This is a genomic window from Maribacter halichondriae (genome assembly GCF_027474825.1).
Lineage (GTDB): Bacteria > Bacteroidota > Bacteroidia > Flavobacteriales > Flavobacteriaceae > Meishania > Meishania halichondriae.
Window position 1 is genome coordinate 1,098,624 of the sequence record NZ_CP107030.1, and the last position, 16,867, is coordinate 1,115,490.

The 16,867-nt window shown below is 41.7% G+C and carries 19 protein-coding genes and 1 pseudogene; 12 read left to right on the top strand and 8 right to left on the bottom strand.

The genetic code is table 11. The features are described from left to right. The first annotated feature begins 18 nt into the window (after positions 1–18). From N8A86_RS05070 to N8A86_RS05085, 4 genes are all read left to right on the top strand, one after another. Positions 19–981: a 1-phosphofructokinase family hexose kinase gene (locus tag N8A86_RS05070; RefSeq protein WP_273568075.1), complete on the top strand. Its 963-nt coding sequence runs from the start codon at positions 19–21 to the stop codon at positions 979–981. A gap of 1,012 nt (positions 982–1,993) precedes the next feature. Then, a complete protein-coding gene (locus N8A86_RS05075; RefSeq protein WP_273568076.1) occupies positions 1,994–2,629 on the top strand; it encodes a hypothetical protein in 636 nt (211 codons plus the stop codon). 107 nt (positions 2,630–2,736) lie between these two features. Further along, positions 2,737–4,500 (top strand): adenosylcobalamin-dependent ribonucleoside-diphosphate reductase, encoded by a 1,764-nt coding sequence (locus N8A86_RS05080; protein WP_273568077.1) that lies wholly within the window; start codon positions 2,737–2,739, stop codon positions 4,498–4,500. A 50-nt stretch (positions 4,501–4,550) separates the two neighbouring features. Further along, positions 4,551–5,216, top strand: coding sequence for a hypothetical protein (locus N8A86_RS05085; RefSeq protein WP_273568078.1), 666 nt, complete (start codon positions 4,551–4,553; stop codon positions 5,214–5,216). Positions 5,217–5,583: 367 nt separating this feature from the next. Here N8A86_RS05085 and N8A86_RS05090 read toward each other — a convergent pair whose 3' ends face one another. Then, positions 5,584–6,276, bottom strand: a complete 693-nt coding sequence (locus tag N8A86_RS05090; RefSeq protein ID WP_273568079.1) for an RNA polymerase sigma factor — start codon at positions 6,274–6,276, stop codon at positions 5,584–5,586. A gap of 312 nt (positions 6,277–6,588) precedes the next feature. Here N8A86_RS05090 and acsA point away from each other — a divergent pair, with 312 nt between their 5' ends. From acsA to N8A86_RS05120, 6 genes and pseudogenes are all read left to right on the top strand, one after another. Beyond that, on the top strand, positions 6,589–8,322 hold the full coding sequence (gene acsA / locus N8A86_RS05095; RefSeq protein ID WP_273568080.1) for an acetate--CoA ligase: 1,734 nt from the start codon (positions 6,589–6,591) through the stop codon (positions 8,320–8,322). A 70-nt stretch (positions 8,323–8,392) separates the two neighbouring features. Beyond that, positions 8,393–9,312 (top strand): annotated as a pseudogene (gene pdhA / locus N8A86_RS05100) (pyruvate dehydrogenase (acetyl-transferring) E1 component subunit alpha). Between the two features lie 26 nt (positions 9,313–9,338). Then, positions 9,339–9,671, top strand: a complete 333-nt coding sequence (locus tag N8A86_RS05105) for a hypothetical protein (RefSeq protein WP_337251738.1) — start codon at positions 9,339–9,341, stop codon at positions 9,669–9,671. A 5-nt stretch (positions 9,672–9,676) separates the two neighbouring features. Further along, complete coding sequence (locus N8A86_RS05110) at positions 9,677–10,315, top strand: transketolase C-terminal domain-containing protein (protein ID WP_337251739.1); 639 nt, start codon at positions 9,677–9,679, stop codon at positions 10,313–10,315. Continuing rightward, positions 10,302–11,495: a dihydrolipoamide acetyltransferase family protein gene (locus tag N8A86_RS05115; RefSeq protein WP_273568081.1), complete on the top strand. Its 1,194-nt coding sequence runs from the start codon at positions 10,302–10,304 to the stop codon at positions 11,493–11,495. The genes N8A86_RS05110 and N8A86_RS05115 overlap by 14 nt, the downstream gene beginning before the upstream one ends. Beyond that, positions 11,492–11,749, top strand: coding sequence for an acyl carrier protein (locus N8A86_RS05120; protein ID WP_273568082.1), 258 nt, complete (start codon positions 11,492–11,494; stop codon positions 11,747–11,749). The genes N8A86_RS05115 and N8A86_RS05120 overlap by 4 nt, the downstream gene beginning before the upstream one ends. A gap of 74 nt (positions 11,750–11,823) precedes the next feature. Here the strand turns inward: N8A86_RS05120 and N8A86_RS05125 are convergent, their stop codons facing one another. The 3 genes from N8A86_RS05125 to N8A86_RS05135 form a co-directional block, all read right to left on the bottom strand. Further along, positions 11,824–12,006 (bottom strand): hypothetical protein, encoded by a 183-nt coding sequence (locus N8A86_RS05125; RefSeq protein ID WP_273568083.1) that lies wholly within the window; start codon positions 12,004–12,006, stop codon positions 11,824–11,826. Positions 12,007–12,121: 115 nt separating this feature from the next. Then, positions 12,122–12,490, bottom strand: a complete 369-nt coding sequence (locus tag N8A86_RS05130) for a VOC family protein (RefSeq protein WP_273568084.1) — start codon at positions 12,488–12,490, stop codon at positions 12,122–12,124. A gap of 44 nt (positions 12,491–12,534) precedes the next feature. Next, a complete protein-coding gene (locus N8A86_RS05135; RefSeq protein WP_273568085.1) occupies positions 12,535–13,044 on the bottom strand; it encodes a hypothetical protein in 510 nt (169 codons plus the stop codon). A 60-nt stretch (positions 13,045–13,104) separates the two neighbouring features. Here N8A86_RS05135 and N8A86_RS05140 point away from each other — a divergent pair, with 60 nt between their 5' ends. Continuing rightward, a complete protein-coding gene (locus N8A86_RS05140; RefSeq protein WP_273568086.1) occupies positions 13,105–14,196 on the top strand; it encodes a ribose-phosphate diphosphokinase in 1,092 nt (363 codons plus the stop codon). A gap of 81 nt (positions 14,197–14,277) precedes the next feature. On the opposite strand, the gene N8A86_RS21380 is transcribed toward N8A86_RS05140, so the two are convergent. Further along, complete coding sequence (locus tag N8A86_RS21380; protein WP_430682180.1) at positions 14,278–14,661, bottom strand: 3'(2'),5'-bisphosphate nucleotidase CysQ family protein; 384 nt, start codon at positions 14,659–14,661, stop codon at positions 14,278–14,280. Between the two features lie 16 nt (positions 14,662–14,677). Further along, complete coding sequence (locus N8A86_RS21385; protein ID WP_337251741.1) at positions 14,678–15,073, bottom strand: 3'(2'),5'-bisphosphate nucleotidase CysQ family protein; 396 nt, start codon at positions 15,071–15,073, stop codon at positions 14,678–14,680. A 96-nt stretch (positions 15,074–15,169) separates the two neighbouring features. On the opposite strand from N8A86_RS21385, the gene N8A86_RS05150 reads away from it, so the two are divergent. Beyond that, on the top strand, positions 15,170–15,433 hold the full coding sequence (locus N8A86_RS05150; protein ID WP_273568087.1) for a BON domain-containing protein: 264 nt from the start codon (positions 15,170–15,172) through the stop codon (positions 15,431–15,433). Between the two features lie 109 nt (positions 15,434–15,542). Here N8A86_RS05150 and N8A86_RS05155 read toward each other — a convergent pair whose 3' ends face one another. Together N8A86_RS05155 and N8A86_RS05160 are read right to left on the bottom strand one after the other, a co-directional pair. Beyond that, positions 15,543–16,010: an Hsp20/alpha crystallin family protein gene (locus N8A86_RS05155; RefSeq protein WP_273568088.1), complete on the bottom strand. Its 468-nt coding sequence runs from the start codon at positions 16,008–16,010 to the stop codon at positions 15,543–15,545. Between the two features lie 123 nt (positions 16,011–16,133). Next, positions 16,134–16,838, bottom strand: coding sequence for a hypothetical protein (locus tag N8A86_RS05160; protein WP_273568089.1), 705 nt, complete (start codon positions 16,836–16,838; stop codon positions 16,134–16,136). Positions 16,839–16,867: the final 29 nt, after the last annotated feature.

Consider the following 16,867-nt stretch of genomic DNA (forward strand, 5'->3'; position numbering starts at 1 on the left):
TTTTACCAAAACTAACCTATGCAAAAAATAATCACACTTACCATGAACCCTGTTCTTGAAAAAGAAACCTCTGTGGCGGGCATCAGGCCCAATACCAAATTAAGGTGTGCTTCGCCGATATATTATGCCGGCGGCGGAGGTATCAATGTATCACGCGCTCTAAAGAATTTGGGTGCGAAATCACTATGCATTTATTTGGCGGGCGGGTCTACAGGCAATCATCTAGAACAATTGGTATCAAATGAAGGCATATCACAAAAGGTGATTTCGGTCAGAGGTCGCACCCGGGATAATCTTTCCGTAACAGATACCGTTACCAACTTACACTACCAGTTCAGAGTACCAGGACCCCGCGTGGAGAAAAAAGAATGGGAACAGGTACTGAAGCTACTGGAAGAACTTCTAACCAAAGATGATTATTTGGTAGCCAGCGGTAAATTGCCTCCGGGAGTTCCTCCTGATTTTTATGTAATGGTCTCGAAAATAACGGATGAAAAGGAAGCGAAACTAGTGTTGGACACTTCCGGAAAAGCATTGTTACCCAGCATGAAGGCCAATATTTTCATGATGAAACCAAATTTGGCAGAGCTCAGCATCTTAAGTGGTGTAGAATCAATCTCGGCCTCAGAGTTGGAATTTTCGGCAAAAAGGTTTTTAAAAAATTACTCATGCCAAGTGTTAGTGATTTCATTGGGTGCAAGAGGGGCCCTACTCGCCACAAAAAATAAAATGGAGCATATTTCTGCCCCGACGGTATACCAAAAAAGCACTATAGGTGCCGGGGATAGTATGGTGGCAGGAATGGTACTAAGCCTAGTTCAAGGCAAATCCTTAAGTGAAATGTTACTATACGGTGTGGCCTGCGGTGCCGCAGCTACCATACGCCCTGGTACACAGCTATGCAATAAAAATGATGTGGATGATTTGTATGATTGGATAAAAAATAAAAATGTTAAAAGGGCAAAAAAACGCTTAAACTGATCTAGGTCATTTTGAAAGTGAATCCAACTATCTATTTTGGCATCATGTTTAAAAAACATATAGTTCTTTGAAAACAATAGCATAAGGCTTTTTTGATCTTCAAGAGAGATAAGGCCAAGATAAAGAAGAGGTTACAGATACCCTTTTATACCATTTGAATCGTGAACGGATTTAGCGATAAATCTCAGTAATGATCAGTATAAGTGGCAATCGGGTTGAATAACGTCTTCTAAGAGACCGGAACGTTTCGGCGTTCCGGTTTCTTTTAAAAAATAGTAAGGTATTGGTCGGTACGGTCGCAAGACGGTAGCGGTCATAGTAAAGGAAAGGATGCTGTTGGTGCCCAAGTCGATCAGTTAGTTCATTTTAGCAATAAGGTGGTTTAAAAGATTGATGAACGGTAAAAATGAATTCCATTTCTTTATGGAAAACAGGAAGTTTCGGCTTCCTGTTTTTTTCTTTGAAAATATATACAAATGATAAAGGCTTCTAAGCAGCAATGCCTTAGCGGCCATAAAATGGTATCGCAACGAGTTCTTTAATCTTGAAATTCAAGTTTATGCCCAGCTAGTGCATTCCAGCTTGATGTGCATTCAAAAATTAAAGCAAAGCGATACCAGAAAAAAGGACTGGGATATTCCGGTATTCGCGTCCTTTTTAAAAATACATATGGAAAGGCCAATATCATCGCAAGGGGATAAAGGCCAGAAAGGGTTTGGATTATTTTTTCGCCGAGATCGCCCCTATATCATTTTAGCAATAAGATGACTCAAGGATAGATTGACAGTAAAGAATAAAACGAACACTTCAAAGGAAACAGGAGACCTCGGGCCTCCTGTTTCTGTTTATAATAAATCCGAAAGTTCCATACAATAGATTTTGAAGGCAACCATCCCAAAGGCAGCACTTCGGAAATTTTAATTTGTCCCTTAAATTTGTCGCTCAACAGATGATGCATGTCATTGTCGTCAAGACATCTGAACTATACTTTTATCCTTTAAATAGTTACATCATGAAAAAAATAGCGTTTGTACTCGTAATATTTACATTGATGGCATGTTCCTCGACACGATTTGTGGATAGCTGGAAAAACAGGGAAATAGCTGTGTTCAGTCCCCAAAAGCTTTTGGTCATGGGCATGACCGAAAACCTTACGGCACGAAAGATTTTTGAGGAAGAACTCAAAGAGCAGTTCATAAATCGCGGAATCAATGCTTATGAAAGTAGTGTGGCCATAGATCAATCTTTCACGACTTCAAAAAGAAGCGAGGAAGAAATAGAGTCCATGAAGGAAAAACTTTTGCAAGAAGGATTTGATGCCGTTGTGATTACTGCGGTTGTAGGTATCGATGATAAAACGATACGTAGGTCAGGGTATTACACTTTCGGGTATAATTGGTGGTATCGGTTCGGACCTTATTTTTTCAGATTTCAGGATGTTTACTACACTCCCGACTATTATGAAGATTATAAGGTTTTTCATATAGAGACTTCTATCTATAACATCAAAGGCGATGAGGACAAATCGTTAGTCTGGGTTGGCACTTTTGATATAACAGACCCAGTAAACATCACCTCGACCGTTGATGATTACGTAGCCCGAATCGTCAAGCAATTGGAGCGGGAGCAGTTGATTTCCAGTTTATAAAATCTTGGCAAGCCCTTTACGGAGGTCTTCTCTATGGCCGAAGGAAAAGCAATTTCTGAAATAGACAAAGGTAGTTTCGAAATACTATTAGAATAGTAGGGTCGAAAATGATAGAGCAAATTCTACCGGTCAAGATCGGATTTAATAATAAAAACAAGATGTTGACTGACAACGCACTACAGATTCTAAAAGCTCGTTATTTGCATAGGGATGCAAATGGCGAGGTTAGTGAATCTCCAGATCAGCTTTTTAAAAGAGTAGCCAAGTACATCGCCAGTGCCGAAGAGGTGAACCGGAACATTTGGGAAACCCGATTTTATGAATTAATGGCTTCCCTACAATTTCTACCTAATTCCCCGACCTTAATGAATGCAGGCCTCCCGAACGGACAGTTGAGTGCCTGTTTTGTACTGCCTATTGAAGATAGTTTGGATGAGATTTTCACGACCCTCAAAAATGCGGCCTTAATCCATCAGAGCGGGGGAGGAACAGGTTTTGATTTCTCAAAACTTCGTCCGAAGGACGACCAAGTCAGCTCGTCTGGTGGGAAATCCTCAGGTCCCATTGCTTTTATGAAGCTCTACGATGCCGCGACAGAATATGTAAAACAAGGGGGTAAACGCCGAGGGGCCAATATGGGAATTTTCCATGTTGACCATCCAGATATTCTGGAATTCATCATTGCAAAGACAAATGGAAACACCCTACAGAATTTTAATATCTCCGTAGGTATCACACGAGACTTCATGCATGCCCTCGAAAAACAAGAAGATTGGAAATTAATAAACCCCAGAACGGGTAAAGTTCAAAAAATAGTAAAGGCGGCATACATCTGGAACTCCATCGTGAAAGAAGCTTGGAAGACCGGAGATCCGGGACTCGTTTTTTTGGACTCCATCAATAAAAATAACCCTATTTCGAAACAGGGCTACCTCCAATGCACCAATCCTTGTGGAGAGGTGCCATTGCTCGATTTCGAAAGCTGCAATTTGGGATCCTTGAACCTTACCAGAGTATTAATCAAGGAAGGAGCAAAAACTAAAATTGACTGGCCAAAACTCGAAACCAATATTCAAATTGCAATGCGGTTTCTGGACAACGTAATCACCGTTAACCATTATTTACTGCCACAAATAAAAAAAATAAGTACAACTAATCGTAAAGTGGGATTGGGTGTGATGGGTTGGGCAGAATTATTGTTATCACTTGGAATCCCTTATGCATCTGAAGAAGCTGTGAACCTGGGCGAACAATTGATGGAATTCATCAAAACCAAAAGTCACGAATCCTCAAGGGACCTTGCTCAGGAACGGAGTGTTTTTCCTTCCTGGAAAGAAAGCAGCTATGCTCCTCATAAACCTATGCGGAACGCTACCTGTAACAGTATCGCCCCCACAGGTACGATCTCCGTCATTGCGGACACCTCTTACTCCATTGAACCTTTATATGCACTGGCCTATAGACGAGTCGGGGTTTTGCAAGACAAAACCCAAACCGAAATAAATTCCGTTTTCTTGGAAAAAATGAAAAGGCTTGGATTGTGGAACGAAAAAGTAAAAGCGGAAGTTTTGCAATCTGGAAGCATACAGCACATGCCATCGATCCCAAAAGAAATCAAGAAGCTGTTCGAAACCAGTTTAGAGATTCCTTGGGAGTATCATTTGTTGCACCAAAGAGCGTTTCAAAAATATACCGACAATGCGGTATCAAAAACCATCAACTTGCCAGAAAAGACTACTGTAAAAGAGATTTCGGAAATCTATAAAAAAGCTTGGGAATACGGATTAAAAGGCATTACTATCTATAGAAATAAAAGCAGAACCCGACAGGTATTGCAAAAATGTAATTTCAACAATACTGCGGAGTGTTAGCAGGAGATTACACAAGCCTCCAAATGAACACTCCTGAAGTAATTAAAAAAATGGAAAAAATAAAAGCTGCTTTTATACCCAAAAATACAAAACCAAATATGTTGTTGCTGCCCTTGGGCGGAATGGGCTTGTTTGTTATTTTGTATATCATGGCTGCCGTGAATTATCCAGGCGGTTCTTGGATATTGCCAGATCAGGATGGATTTAGTTTCTGGCACAATTATTTGTGTGATTTGTTGGACGTTTATGCAATCAATGATGAAGTTAATTCGGGGCGATTTTATGCGATAGCAGCATTAGGCTTACTTTGCACAGGTTTGTTTTGGTTATGGTCCTATTTGCCCAGATTATTCGAGACAAAAAATCTCAATCAAAAAGTTATGAAAATCTCGGGGCTCCTTTCACTTCTAACAATATTTTTACTTGCTTTTGGCAACCATGATGAAGTTGTACGAATTGCAGGTATTTTTGGTGTGATCGCCTTTATAACTTGCTCGGTAGAGCTTTTTAAAGCGTACCATAAAAACCTATTTCTATTGGGCGTACTCTGCATTTTGGTCTTTCTGATCAATTATTATATCTATGAGACCGGACTATTCATTAAATCACTTCCCGTCATACAAAAGATTACGTTCATATTATTTATAAGCTGGTTTATTGGTTTGGATGTGGCGTTGTATAGGAAAGTAAGGTTGCCTGTTAAAAAACCCGCTTGAGTTTATCAAAGACGAAATTCTAATCATTCCCGCCATTCTTCAAAAAAAGATGAAAAAAACGGTACTTTTCGTTATCAAACCGTTCAAGAAAAACATCTCTTTTTCGGGCAAGTCCATCTTACATAAGATAACTCAAGGGTGCCAAAAGATAGGATGTTAATATGGCCAATATCCTATAACGTAGCTTACGTTCAAAGAAACCAACTATGGGCTTTAACATCAAGGCAAAAAAACTAAATAGCAAGGGAACACTAGTGATCTTAGCTACTATCAAAATCTAGATAAGTGCGGTAACGCTAAAAACAAAGTAAAAAGTGTTGGCCAGATTGATTGTATATTTCTTCTTGGGCTCCAAAATCTGTTTCGACTATAATAATCTAAACCGTTCTTTTACCTTAAATATGATCCTATTAATAACATTTTCGGGGACTTCCAATATTTCGGAAATCTCCAAAGTATCCTGATGTCCAAAGACAAGTAGCTCCACAACGGTCTTACTTCTTGCAGGTATAGTTGAGTAAAGTTGCCCCAGTAAACGTCTTTTTTCATCGGAAAGCAAGGCAGCTTCATGTAGGCCCAGCTTTTGGACCAGTTGCCGTTCCAGCGGTTCATCCAACCGAATCTCCAGTGACCATCCCTGTTTTTGCCGATATGAAATATCGTCCAATTCATCATACAGTATGCGATCTCCATCCCCATCTGTGGTGAAATCTTCGCTCAAGGTTTTCAATTCTTCTTTTAATAAGGCATGAGTATTGACCTCATCTGGAACTTCCTGTGCCTTTTTCTCCTCTATTTTATTTATGGCCTTTTTAAAGAGTGATCGTCTCAGTTTCGTCACAACTGTTTCAGATGAAAAAGCCTTAAAAGCTTCTAAATAGACTTCATCCAGCATTTCATCTGCATCATGAAATCCCCTGTCCAGCATACCCTGGTTTTCCGCGGCTTTTAGACTTCCGGTCATGAATTTTTTTAATTCGGGGACAAGAGTTTCAATTTTTTTATAAAACTGTTCAAAGTCGTTTTCTTGCTTATACTTATATAATTCTTTGGTCGACATGATATTTGAATTTAAATGATTAGTGACGACCTATTTGATGGCCATTTTAAAACATTTTGGCATAAAACTAGGGTTAAACCAACTGGATAAAAATGATATGCGTCAGTCCTTTATTGGTATATAGATAAATTGTCTAGAATCAAGTTCACGAATCACACACTAAACTGACCAGGGTCATTTCGAAATTGCCGGGTTATGGCCAATTTTAGAAACTAGTGATTACAAAATCTAAGAATTGAACACGGAGTCCATTTTACATTTTAATTAAAAAATAAGAGCGTTCAAAACTACTATCCATACCCAAGATCTGTCATGAAAGATAATCTACACAAAGTAAACCGGACAATTTCAAATATGCCAGATTACGATTCTTTCTATAGTAAGTTTAGTTGGGAAAAGGAATATGAAAGTTTAGACGGACTTCCAGAAGGTGGAATCAATATCGCCCATGAAGCGGTCGACAGGCATGCCAATAGTAATAGAAGGGATACCGTTGCTTTAAAATGGATGCGAAATGACCGTTCAGTTGAAGACATTACCTATGCCGATTTAAAATTACGTACCTCACGATTCGCCAATGTGCTGGAAAAATTGGAGATAAAAAAAGGAGATGGTGTGTTTACCCTTTTGGGGAGAATTCCTTTGTTATATGTCGCGGCCTTGGGAACACTCAAAGCCAGGGCCATATTTTGCCCGATGTTTTCCGTTTTTGGCCCCGAGCCTGCTTTCCAGCGTCTGAGCAAAGGCAAAGCCAAGGTATTGGTCTCGACGACAAAACTTTACGAGAAAAAGATAAAACCATTGTTGGAGCGGCTTCCGCTGCTTCGCACTATTCTATTGGTGGATGTGGATCAGCATGTAGACGATAAGGTAAAGTCCTTATCACTATTGATGCGCGAAGTTACCGATCATTATTCCATTAAGGATACACAGCCGGAGGACCCCGCACTGCTACATTTTACAAGCGGTACAACGGGCATGCCTAAAGGTGCCTTGCATGTCCACCGCGCGGTCCTTACTCATTATGTTACTGGTAAATACGTGCTTGATCTTCATCCCGGGGATGTGTTCTGGTGCACGGCCGATCCCGGATGGGTAACCGGTACGTCCTATGGCATTATTGCGCCCTTGGTCAATGGGGTTACCAACATTGTTGATGAAGAAGAGTTCGATGCCACTCGGTGGTATTCCATTCTTGAAGAACATCGAGTGAATGTTTGGTATACGGCCCCAACGGCCATCCGGAGATTAATGCGGCTGGAACTTAAGCCACTCGATAGCTATGATCTATCCAACTTACGCCTGATTCATAGTGTTGGGGAACCCCTTCAGGCAGAAGAAGTGGTTTGGGGTAAAAAGACATTTGGAATGCCCATATGTGATAACTGGTGGCAGACCGAGACTGGTGGCATCATGATCAGCAACTATGCCTCGATGGAAGTTCGGCCGGGATCTATGGGGAAACCGCTACCGGGAATCGAAGCTTCCATTGGATCTATTGAAGGAGAAAAAGTACAGCTCTTGACAAAACCCTTGGAACAGGGCCATCTTTTGCTAAAAGCCGGATGGCCATCGATGTTCCGAGCCTATCTGGACGAAGAGGAACGTTATAAAAAGTGCTTTAAAGGGGAATGGTATATCACAGGCGACCTGGCCAAAAAGGATGCCGAAGGCTACTACTGGTTCGTGGGCAGGGCCGATGATATCATCAAAACCTCTGGTCATATGGTCGGGCCTTTCGAGGTGGAAAGTGCATTGATGGAACATCCTGCCGTGGCCGAAGCGGCTATTATAGGAAAACCGGATGCTATGATCGGTGAATTGGTTAAGGCCTTTGTGGTTTTGGAACCCGGATTCGAAGCGGACGAGGCGACCAAGTTGGATATCAAAGGATTTTCTAGAAAAAAACTGGGTCCCGCGATAGCACCCAAGGAAATTGAATTTATCGACAGTCTACCAAAAACCAAAAGCGGTAAGATCTTGAGACGGCTTTTGAAAGCACGCGAATTGGGATTACCGGAAGGGGACACCTCAACATTGGAATAAGATGGAAGAAAAAGAAATTCACGCAGGTCCGATAATTGACAAGAAAAAAGGTCTTGAGCTTTTGTACAAGATGATCTTGATCAGAAGGTTCGAAGAGAAGTCGGCCGAGTTATATACCAAAGAAAAAATCCGGGGCTTTCTGCACCTATATATCGGGGAAGAAGCCGTGGCCGTTGGTGTCATGGAGTCGTTGACGGAGGAGGACAATATCTTGAGTACCTACCGCGAACATGGTCATGCATTGGCTAGGGGAGTAGATCCAGGAAGTATCATGGCAGAAATGTACGGCAAAATGGAAGGATGCAGCAAGGGGCGTGGTGGTTCCATGCACTTGTTCGATACGAATAAAAAGTTTTATGGCGGAAATGCAATTGTCGGGGGGCATCTACCGCTGGCAGTAGGTATGGCATTGGCATCCAAAAAACAAAACCAGCCCAGTTTAACCTGTTGTTTTTTTGGAGAGGGGGCAATTGCCGAGGGGGAATTCCATGAATCGATGAACTTGGCGGCCTTGTGGAAGGTGCCAGTACTTTTCCTTTGTGAAAACAATCTATACGGCATGGGGACGGCACTCCGTTTTTCTCATTCGGTCCCCGAAGTCGAAAAAAAGGAGCTGCATACGGTGTGGAATCAGCTGCTGTTAACGGAATGGACGTGTTGGAAGTACGGCAAGCCGCCAAGAAGGCTGTAGCTTATATTAGGTCAACAGGAAAACCCTATTTCTTGGTTTGCAATACCTATCGTTTCAGGGCGCACTCGATGTTCGATGCCGAACTGTACCGGGAAAAAGCGGAAGTTGAAGTATGGAAAGAACGCGATCCTATTCCTGAATTGGCGAATGACCTATTAAAAAAAGGCCTGGTTGCCCAGACCGCTATCGATAACATTGAGAAAAAGGTAAAAGCCGAGGTACAAAAAGCCGTTGACTTCGCGGAAGCGGGAACCTTTGAACCCCTAGAAGATCTAACAAAATTCGTTTACAGCAAGTAGCCATGGAGAATACACAAACCTTAAGGATGACCTACAGGGAAGCACTAAAACAGGGGCTTCGCGAAGCCTTGATCAATGATGAAAAGGTTTTTTTGATGGGCGAGGATGTAGGACGTTATGGGGGAGCCTTCGCGGTAAGCAAAGGCTTTCTTGAGGAATTTGGGGAAGACCGAATTATGGACGTTCCCTTATCGGAATCTGGTTTTGTAGGCGCAGGTATAGGAGCTTCCCTAGGTGGAATGCGCCCAATCGTTGAAGTTATGACGGTTAACTTTAGTTTACTCGCACTGGATCAGATTATAAACAATGCCGCTACGCTGTTACATATGTCCGGGGGCAGATCAACGTACCTGTGGTAATCCGAATGAATTCCGGAATAGGCAACCAACTTGCGGCCCAGCATTCGCATAGTTGGGAACCTTTTTATGCACATGTTCCCGGATTAAAAGTAATTTCTGCCGGAACACATGAAGATGCCAGGGGAATGCTCGCGACCGCCCTTGAGAGCTCTGATCCCGTCATCATTTTCGAATATACCTCACTACTCAATACCCAATCGGAAATTCCATTGAACTCGGGTCCGGTGGATATTGACAAGGCCAAAATACGGAGAGCAGGAAAAGACCTATCGATCATAACCTATGGCCCCGGGGTATACAAAGCATTGGCGGCGGCCAAAGAATTGGCCTCATCAGGAATTGATGTGGAAGTATTGGATCTTCGTGTGCTCAATCCTATCGATAATGAGACGATTATGGATTCCGTAGCTAAAACCCATCGGGTTTTGGTAGTGGAAGAAGCCTGGCGATCAGTCAGTATATCATCCGAAATCATCTCACGAATAATGGAACATTCCTTTTATGAATTGGACATGCCCATACAGCGCCTTTGCGGCATAGAGGTGCCCATTCCGTACGCCAAACACATGGAGGATGCTTCGATTCCCCAACAGCAAGATATCGTCGACACGATTTTAAAAATGATGCAGCATGATCGAGTTTAATATGCCCAGTTTAGGTGCTGATATGGAAGATGGAACGCTTGTAGAATGGCGGGTTAAGCCCGGCGATAAAGTACAACGCGGAGATATCGTGGCAGATGTGGATACCCAAAAGGGATTGATTGAAATAGAGGTCTTCGATGAAGGAATCATTGAGGAACTGATAATCAAGGAAGGGGAAAAAGTCCCTGTTGGTACCCTAATGGCACTGATTATTCCAGAAGGAGATTCCGAATCGAGCGAGGAGAAAACCGAAACAGCTGGGAAAAAGAAAAAATTGGTGGAAGTTGAAAGAGAAGCGGTCATCACACCGCCAAAAGAGAAGGTAAAGCAATCATCGGATCGAGTAAAAATTTCTCCCTTGGCAAGGAAAATGGCAGAGGAAAACGGAATTGACATATCAACCTTAAAAGGAACAGGACCAGAAGGGAGCATCACAAAAAAGGATGTTGAGGAGGCCGATGCCTTGAAAAAGACGCCGCAAGCGCAGAAAGCGATACACGAAAACAAGAAAGATACAATGCTCCATGGCGTACGCTCTGCCATTGCCTCGGCCATGAGCAAATCGAACCGGGAGATTCCTCACTTTTATATGGAAACGAAAATCGACATGTCCAAAGCATTGGCGTGGTTACAAGAGACCAATAGGAAAAGGGAGGTAAAGGATAGATTGCTATATGTTGTTCTGTTGATAAAAGCTATGGCAAAGGCCCTTGAGAAGGTGCCGGAAGTCAATGCTTATTGGGAAAACGGTCTGCATTTGAAGGAAGCGATAAACATTGGGTTTGCCGTTTCCCTGAGGAAAGGCGGTGTGGTTATTCCGGCGATACATGGTGCCAAAGAAAAAACATTGACCGAATTAATGACGGTACTCAACGATTTGATCCCGCGCGCCAAAGCATTGAAATTACGGAGTTCAGAACTAAGCGAATCGACCATTACTCTGACCAATATCGGGGAAGGAAATGTAGCCACTGTTTTTGGGGTAATTTATCCCCCACAAGTTGCCATAGTAGGATGCGGTTCGATAATCGACGAGGCATGGGCCGAAAATGGCTCGCTCAGTTCCCGTCCCGTTATTCATATTACCTTGGCCGCTGACCATAGGGCGATTGACGGTTATCTAGGGCGCCAATTTTTAACTGCAATGAAAGACCATCTTCAAAATCCTGAAATGCTATGAGAGAAGGGGAAATAAAAACCGTTATTTTTCAACTGCTGGCAAAAATAGCACCGGATGAAGACTCCGAAACATTGGAAATGAACAGCAATATAAGGGATACGCTCGGTATCGACTCCTTTGATTTTTTGCAATTCATCATCGGTCTCGATGAGGAACTGGGGATCAAAACCCCTGAAGAGGATTATGGTAAAATGACGACACTCGAAGCTTTGATTACCTACATTAAATCCGTAGAACAACAACAGTCAAAATAATTTACACTCTTACTAAGGTCATATCAAGTAGAAAATTGAAGAATAAAGAGATTCTCGTCGACCACAACTCAGTCTTAAATTATGGACAATGCACCATCCGATTCCCATCGGGCCTTAGTTCCAAACTGCGCACATTCCCTATTTAAAATCTGATACATCCAGTTATCATCCTTTTTATTCGGTAGTGATATTTGGAGTTTTTCATTTTGGTTGGGACCATTTTCAAAGAAACCATTTTTAAGTCCTCTACTATTCACTTTTTTTGTTTGACCAATGCGGCTCCCTTCATTTGTCCTTGATACTTGTAAAGATGCCAGTGTTTGTCGTACAGTCAGAAGATATCCATTAAATGCGATGGTTTCTTCAATGAAGTTATTCTTTCTTAACCTCCATGATGCCGAACATGTTGCCTTCAGTATCCTTACATCCAGCGATAAACCCGATGTTGGGGATGGCCGACTTGGGCTCAACGATTTCCCCGCCGAGTTCCCTTACTTTGGCGATAGCCTCATCGATGGAATCCACCTCTATAAAATTGGTGATTTGTTGATAGGCCTTTTCCCTTTTGGCGATACCGCCGCCAATACCTTTTTTTCCAGTCTTTGCAAGAGTCTCAATAAGGTAGTACTCCGAAGGACCGGTAGGAAATTTTTTGATTTTCCATCCAAATAGTTTTTCGTAAAAATTTTTCGCCCTTAGAACGTCGTCCGCCGAAATATCGAAATGTATTATTGAAGCCATTTTGAATTGTTTTTAATGTTGATCATTCTATTTTAATTCTTAATTTATTGGTCGGAACCTACAGTAACCGTAGCATTTCCTTCTCCCACCATTACAACTACCGTCAATTTTCCTTTTTCAGCGGTGAGGTGGCCTCCGGTTCCAGCTGTAGTAGTATAATTAATCTTAAAGCCTTCGGTCTCCAGTTCTTCTTTGTATTTCTGTAAAGCAGTTTGGGGCACATCTTCAAAGATGACCACCCAGTTTTTGTTATCGTCCATTTCATGAGTCGTGACGCTAATTACTTTGCCCTCCTTAAATTCGGGAACGTCGGAAGGAAGCTCCTTGGGCCAACTATGGATGGTAGCATCGGTAGTAAACGTTCCCTCATCGGTCTCGATGACCATTTTCTCATCATCGATGTCAATATTGGCATCATCGCCCATTGACTTTTCTATGATTTTTTCACTAGTCTTTTCGGCAGCTCTTTTACAGGAATGGAATACCGCCGTAATGGTAAATGCAAGCAATACCACACCCATCTGCTTCACACCTATTATGATAGACTTTCTCATCGGATATTTTTTTAGATTGAAAACTTTTTATCATCTAGAGCAGGACAAAGCCCTACGATTATGGTATCAAAAGTATCATGTGGACATAACCGCTACAATGATGTAGGTCATCCCGACCGACTGACAGATATCATTGTGGTACGACAGCGTTTTGTGGACTTTTATAGGAATCTTTCTCCCTTAGAAAAAATGATGGGCACTGCCAACAACTTGATATTCGCCTTGGATTCCAGTAAGGAGTTTGGCCAAAAGGCTGCGGAAGCGATAGGCTTGACCTTGAGTGACCATGAGGAACGAGATTTCCCCGAAGGGGAACATAAGATACGTTCCTTGGTCAATGTACGTAACAAGAGTGTGTACATTATATACAGTCTTTATGGTGAACCCGAACTTACGGTCAATGACAAACTCTGCCGGCTGTTGTTCTTTATTGGTTCATTAAAAGATGCAGGAGCATCAGAGGTGACGGTAATCGCTCCTTATTTGTGCTATTCCCGAAAAGACAGGAAGACCAAGAGCCATGACCCGATTACAACCCAATATGTCGCCCGCTTACTTGAAACTATGGGTACAAACAAGTTAGTGACCTTGGATGTGCATAACGTACAGGCCTTTGAAAATGCGTTCCGCATTCCTACAATACATTTGGAGGCCAAGGTTTCTTTTGCGTCGCATTTCGCTCCACTACTAAAAAATCAAGAAACGGTGGTCTTATCGCCGGATAGTGGAGGGATAAAACGTGCCATGGCATTTGCCCAAACACTAGAAAATGAAATGGAAAAACCGATTCCAGTCGCAGTAATGCACAAAACCAGGAGCGAGGGAATCGTAGGGGGCACCGAGATGATTTTTGGTGATGTTCATGCCAAAACCGTAATCATAATAGATGACCTCATCAGTTCGGGTACTACCCTGTTACGAGCGGCAAAGGCCTGTAAACAAGCTGGATCAAATAAAGTATTTGCAACTGTGACGCATGGTGTTTTTTCAGCAGGGGCGAATGAAACACTAAAAGATCTAGCATTGGACAAAGTTGTCATTACCAACAGTATTCCTCCTACTCGGCTGGAAAAGGAAATCGTAGAACAGAAAGTTGAGATTATTGATGTTGCGCCTTTAGTAGGGGAACTGATTCTTGAACTAATGGTTTAGCTGGCGGATTTCCCAGCCTTGAACCGGTGTATATTTCAATTTCAAACCCATCCGTAGGTTATATAGATATTGTACTATTATTTACTTATGTACCACAAAATAACTATTCAACAAATCACGTTTATTATATACCAATTCTTCATTGGTTTCTGTTGAGATGACCAAAAGACCTACGGCCTTACAAATGGCATGTCCTGCAGCTGTGTCCCATTCCATTGTCGGTGCAAGTCTTGGATAAATATCTGCTTTACCTTCGGCAACAAGACAGAACTTCAATGAACTTCCCTTGGTAACGATGTCTATTTTCTTATAATTACCTTTTTGCTCTTCGATGAAACTCCGCGTTAGATCATTCATATGTGATTTGCTTACAACGACCCTAAGTAAATCTTCAGAATCGGGAGTTGGGGAAATAAGATCATGATCTTTGAAAAATGGCCTATTCGATTCATGTTCATTATCCAATAGGGTTTTATATGCTTTACCTATTACAACATCGGCGTAGTAGAGTTCTCTTGAAACTGGGACATAAATAACCCCCAAAAACTGGAATGCCATCTTCTACCATGGCTATATTCACTGTAAATTCGCCATTTCTTTTGATAAATTCCTTTGTGCCATCCAAGGGATCTACGATCCAACAGGTTTTCCATTGCTTTCGTACCGAAAATGGCATGTTCTTAATTTCTTCTCCAATAATGGGGATTTTTGTGGTTTCCAAATAGGTGTTGATTACATCATTAGATGCTATATCGGCTTCGGTCAAAGCCGATTTATCCTCTTTCATATCTACTTTAAACTCATCTTCATAAATTTTCAGTATTACTTTTCCGGCCTCAATCGCCGCTTGAATGGAGATATTTAGATAATCGTTCACAAAATGCTATTATTAGTTCATAGGTTGATTAATGTAGAAAAAAGTTGATATTTCTATCCTTGTCAAATTTCAAATAATTGCAAATAGCCGTAATCTTTGAAACCTTTTTTTAGGATAACTTCGAAGCAAAACCTAAAGCCGTTCGAAGTCAAGAACAGAATTCAGAAGACCTTTGAACGTTCTGCCAATCTTGAAGCCAAAGGTATACGGGTACAGGTTGATGGGCGTACGGTGCAATTGAAAAGTAGGGTACATTCCCATAAGGAGAAAGAAATAGCGGCAAAAGCTGCATATAAGGCTCCGGGAGTAAATAAAGTGGTGAATGATATCGTCGTACAATTATACCCTGAATTTGTATAAATAGCATATTTGGCAGGGCTTTTCAGGAAAATGCAATGCCCTCAAACCAACCTATTTATATGGACGCGATTAGGTTTTAGCCAAAGGGCATTCTTTACCTGAAAAATGTTTAAGCAATCTGTACTTTTTTTGGAGGCAATTTTTTGGCCTCTTCTTTTTTGGCCAGTTTAAAACTCAAGATGCCGTCGTTGTACTTGGCCTTGATTTCCTCCTGCTTTACGCTTTCTGGCAACTGTAGCGAACGCTCAAAAGAATTGTAGCTAAACTCGCGACGTGTGTAGTTGTCTTCCTTTTCCTCTTCGGAATATTCTTTTTCGGCCTTGATGTTAAGGCATCCGTCGTCGATGGTTACCTCGAAATCTTTTTTGGCGAAGCCCGGGGCGGCGAGCTCAATTTCGAAATTATCATCGTTTTCTTTGATGTTCAGGGCAGGTTCGCCGTTTTTACCGTTCCAAAAAGTGCTGGGCACCATATTCCTGACCCATCTTCGGCTATCGAAAAAATCATCCATGTCAAAAAAATCTTGGGTAATCAGGTTTCCAAAAGGTCTTCTTCTTTTAAATTTTACAAGTGACATATTTTTATATTTTTTAGATTAAACAATTGTTTAAATATGACCCGAAGGTATAGCGGGTAAAGCAACCGTAAAATGATTTGGGTCAGTCCACAATACTCAAAAAGCGGTATTTCAGAAATCAGCCTAATAGAAATGTTCCTCAATGGGGATGATCCGTTCGAATTCGGAACAGGAGGTATCGAACAGTAAACCACGATCTAAGATGCGTCCAAACTGCTCGGCAGTTGGTGTAATATAAATCTGCGTACTTTCTGAATCGCGCTCCGATAACATTTTTATAGGAGTGACGGAATCCAATTGAGCGAAATTTTCAGGGATTTCCGCCCGTGCGAGCGAAAGTATTCCGGCACCTTTATGGGAAGCTACCAAAACGGCCCATGCATTTTCATCTAATTTGGTATTCAATATCAGATGCCCTTTAAAGGGTTTTAGAATTTGTTCCTTCGCAATTGAAAAAATCGTATCTCGCATAACAACTTTTGAAATGATTGTATCGCCTTTTTCCTCAATTGGAAAAGAACTTCCCAAATCATTGACATATAGTCTTCCATTTTGAAGCTCTAGGTCATTGCTTGAATCAATTTCTGCTTTGGTAAGTTTTATCAGAAACTCCTTCCGTTTTATAAATGTCCGGTCATCAATGAACAAGGAGGCACTATCTACTTTACACCAATAGATGCCATGATATTCCCGGGGAATGGTCGATAAGGGTTTTGTATCCGCTGGTTGAGGCTCGCCAAAGACCACGGGTGGTTGGCAGGAAGTGAATATTCCGACACAAAGAACAGTAATGATGAAATGAGTGAGATTCATTTTTGCTTGAGTCATTATAGATTTTCCCTTTTATTAGAATTAGA

Bases quoted from the DNA above. Each gene is read 5' to 3' on its own strand.
- N8A86_RS05155 (WP_273568088.1), bottom strand. From the start codon at position 16,010: ATGTCACTTGTAAAATTTAAAAGAAGAAGACCTTTTGGAAACCTGATT.
- N8A86_RS05090 (WP_273568079.1), bottom strand. From the start codon at position 6,276: ATGTCGACCAAAGAATTATATAAGTATAAGCAAGAAAACGACTTTGAA.
- N8A86_RS05075 (WP_273568076.1), top strand. From the start codon at position 1,994: ATGAAAAAAATAGCGTTTGTACTCGTAATATTTACATTGATGGCATGT.
- N8A86_RS05085 (WP_273568078.1), top strand. From the start codon at position 4,551: ATGGAAAAAATAAAAGCTGCTTTTATACCCAAAAATACAAAACCAAAT.
- N8A86_RS05135 (WP_273568085.1), bottom strand. From the start codon at position 13,044: ATGAGAAAGTCTATCATAATAGGTGTGAAGCAGATGGGTGTGGTATTG.
- acsA (WP_273568080.1), top strand. From the start codon at position 6,589: ATGAAAGATAATCTACACAAAGTAAACCGGACAATTTCAAATATGCCA.
- N8A86_RS05120 (WP_273568082.1), top strand. From the start codon at position 11,492: ATGAGAGAAGGGGAAATAAAAACCGTTATTTTTCAACTGCTGGCAAAA.
- N8A86_RS05105 (WP_337251738.1), top strand. From the start codon at position 9,339: ATGACCTACAGGGAAGCACTAAAACAGGGGCTTCGCGAAGCCTTGATC.
- N8A86_RS05080 (WP_273568077.1), top strand. From the start codon at position 2,737: ATGATAGAGCAAATTCTACCGGTCAAGATCGGATTTAATAATAAAAAC.
- N8A86_RS05110 (WP_337251739.1), top strand. From the start codon at position 9,677: ATGAATTCCGGAATAGGCAACCAACTTGCGGCCCAGCATTCGCATAGT.
- N8A86_RS05115 (WP_273568081.1), top strand. From the start codon at position 10,302: ATGATCGAGTTTAATATGCCCAGTTTAGGTGCTGATATGGAAGATGGA.
- N8A86_RS05160 (WP_273568089.1), bottom strand. From the start codon at position 16,838: ATGACTCAAGCAAAAATGAATCTCACTCATTTCATCATTACTGTTCTT.
- N8A86_RS05140 (WP_273568086.1), top strand. From the start codon at position 13,105: ATGGTATCAAAAGTATCATGTGGACATAACCGCTACAATGATGTAGGT.
- N8A86_RS05130 (WP_273568084.1), bottom strand. From the start codon at position 12,490: ATGGCTTCAATAATACATTTCGATATTTCGGCGGACGACGTTCTAAGG.
- N8A86_RS05070 (WP_273568075.1), top strand. From the start codon at position 19: ATGCAAAAAATAATCACACTTACCATGAACCCTGTTCTTGAAAAAGAA.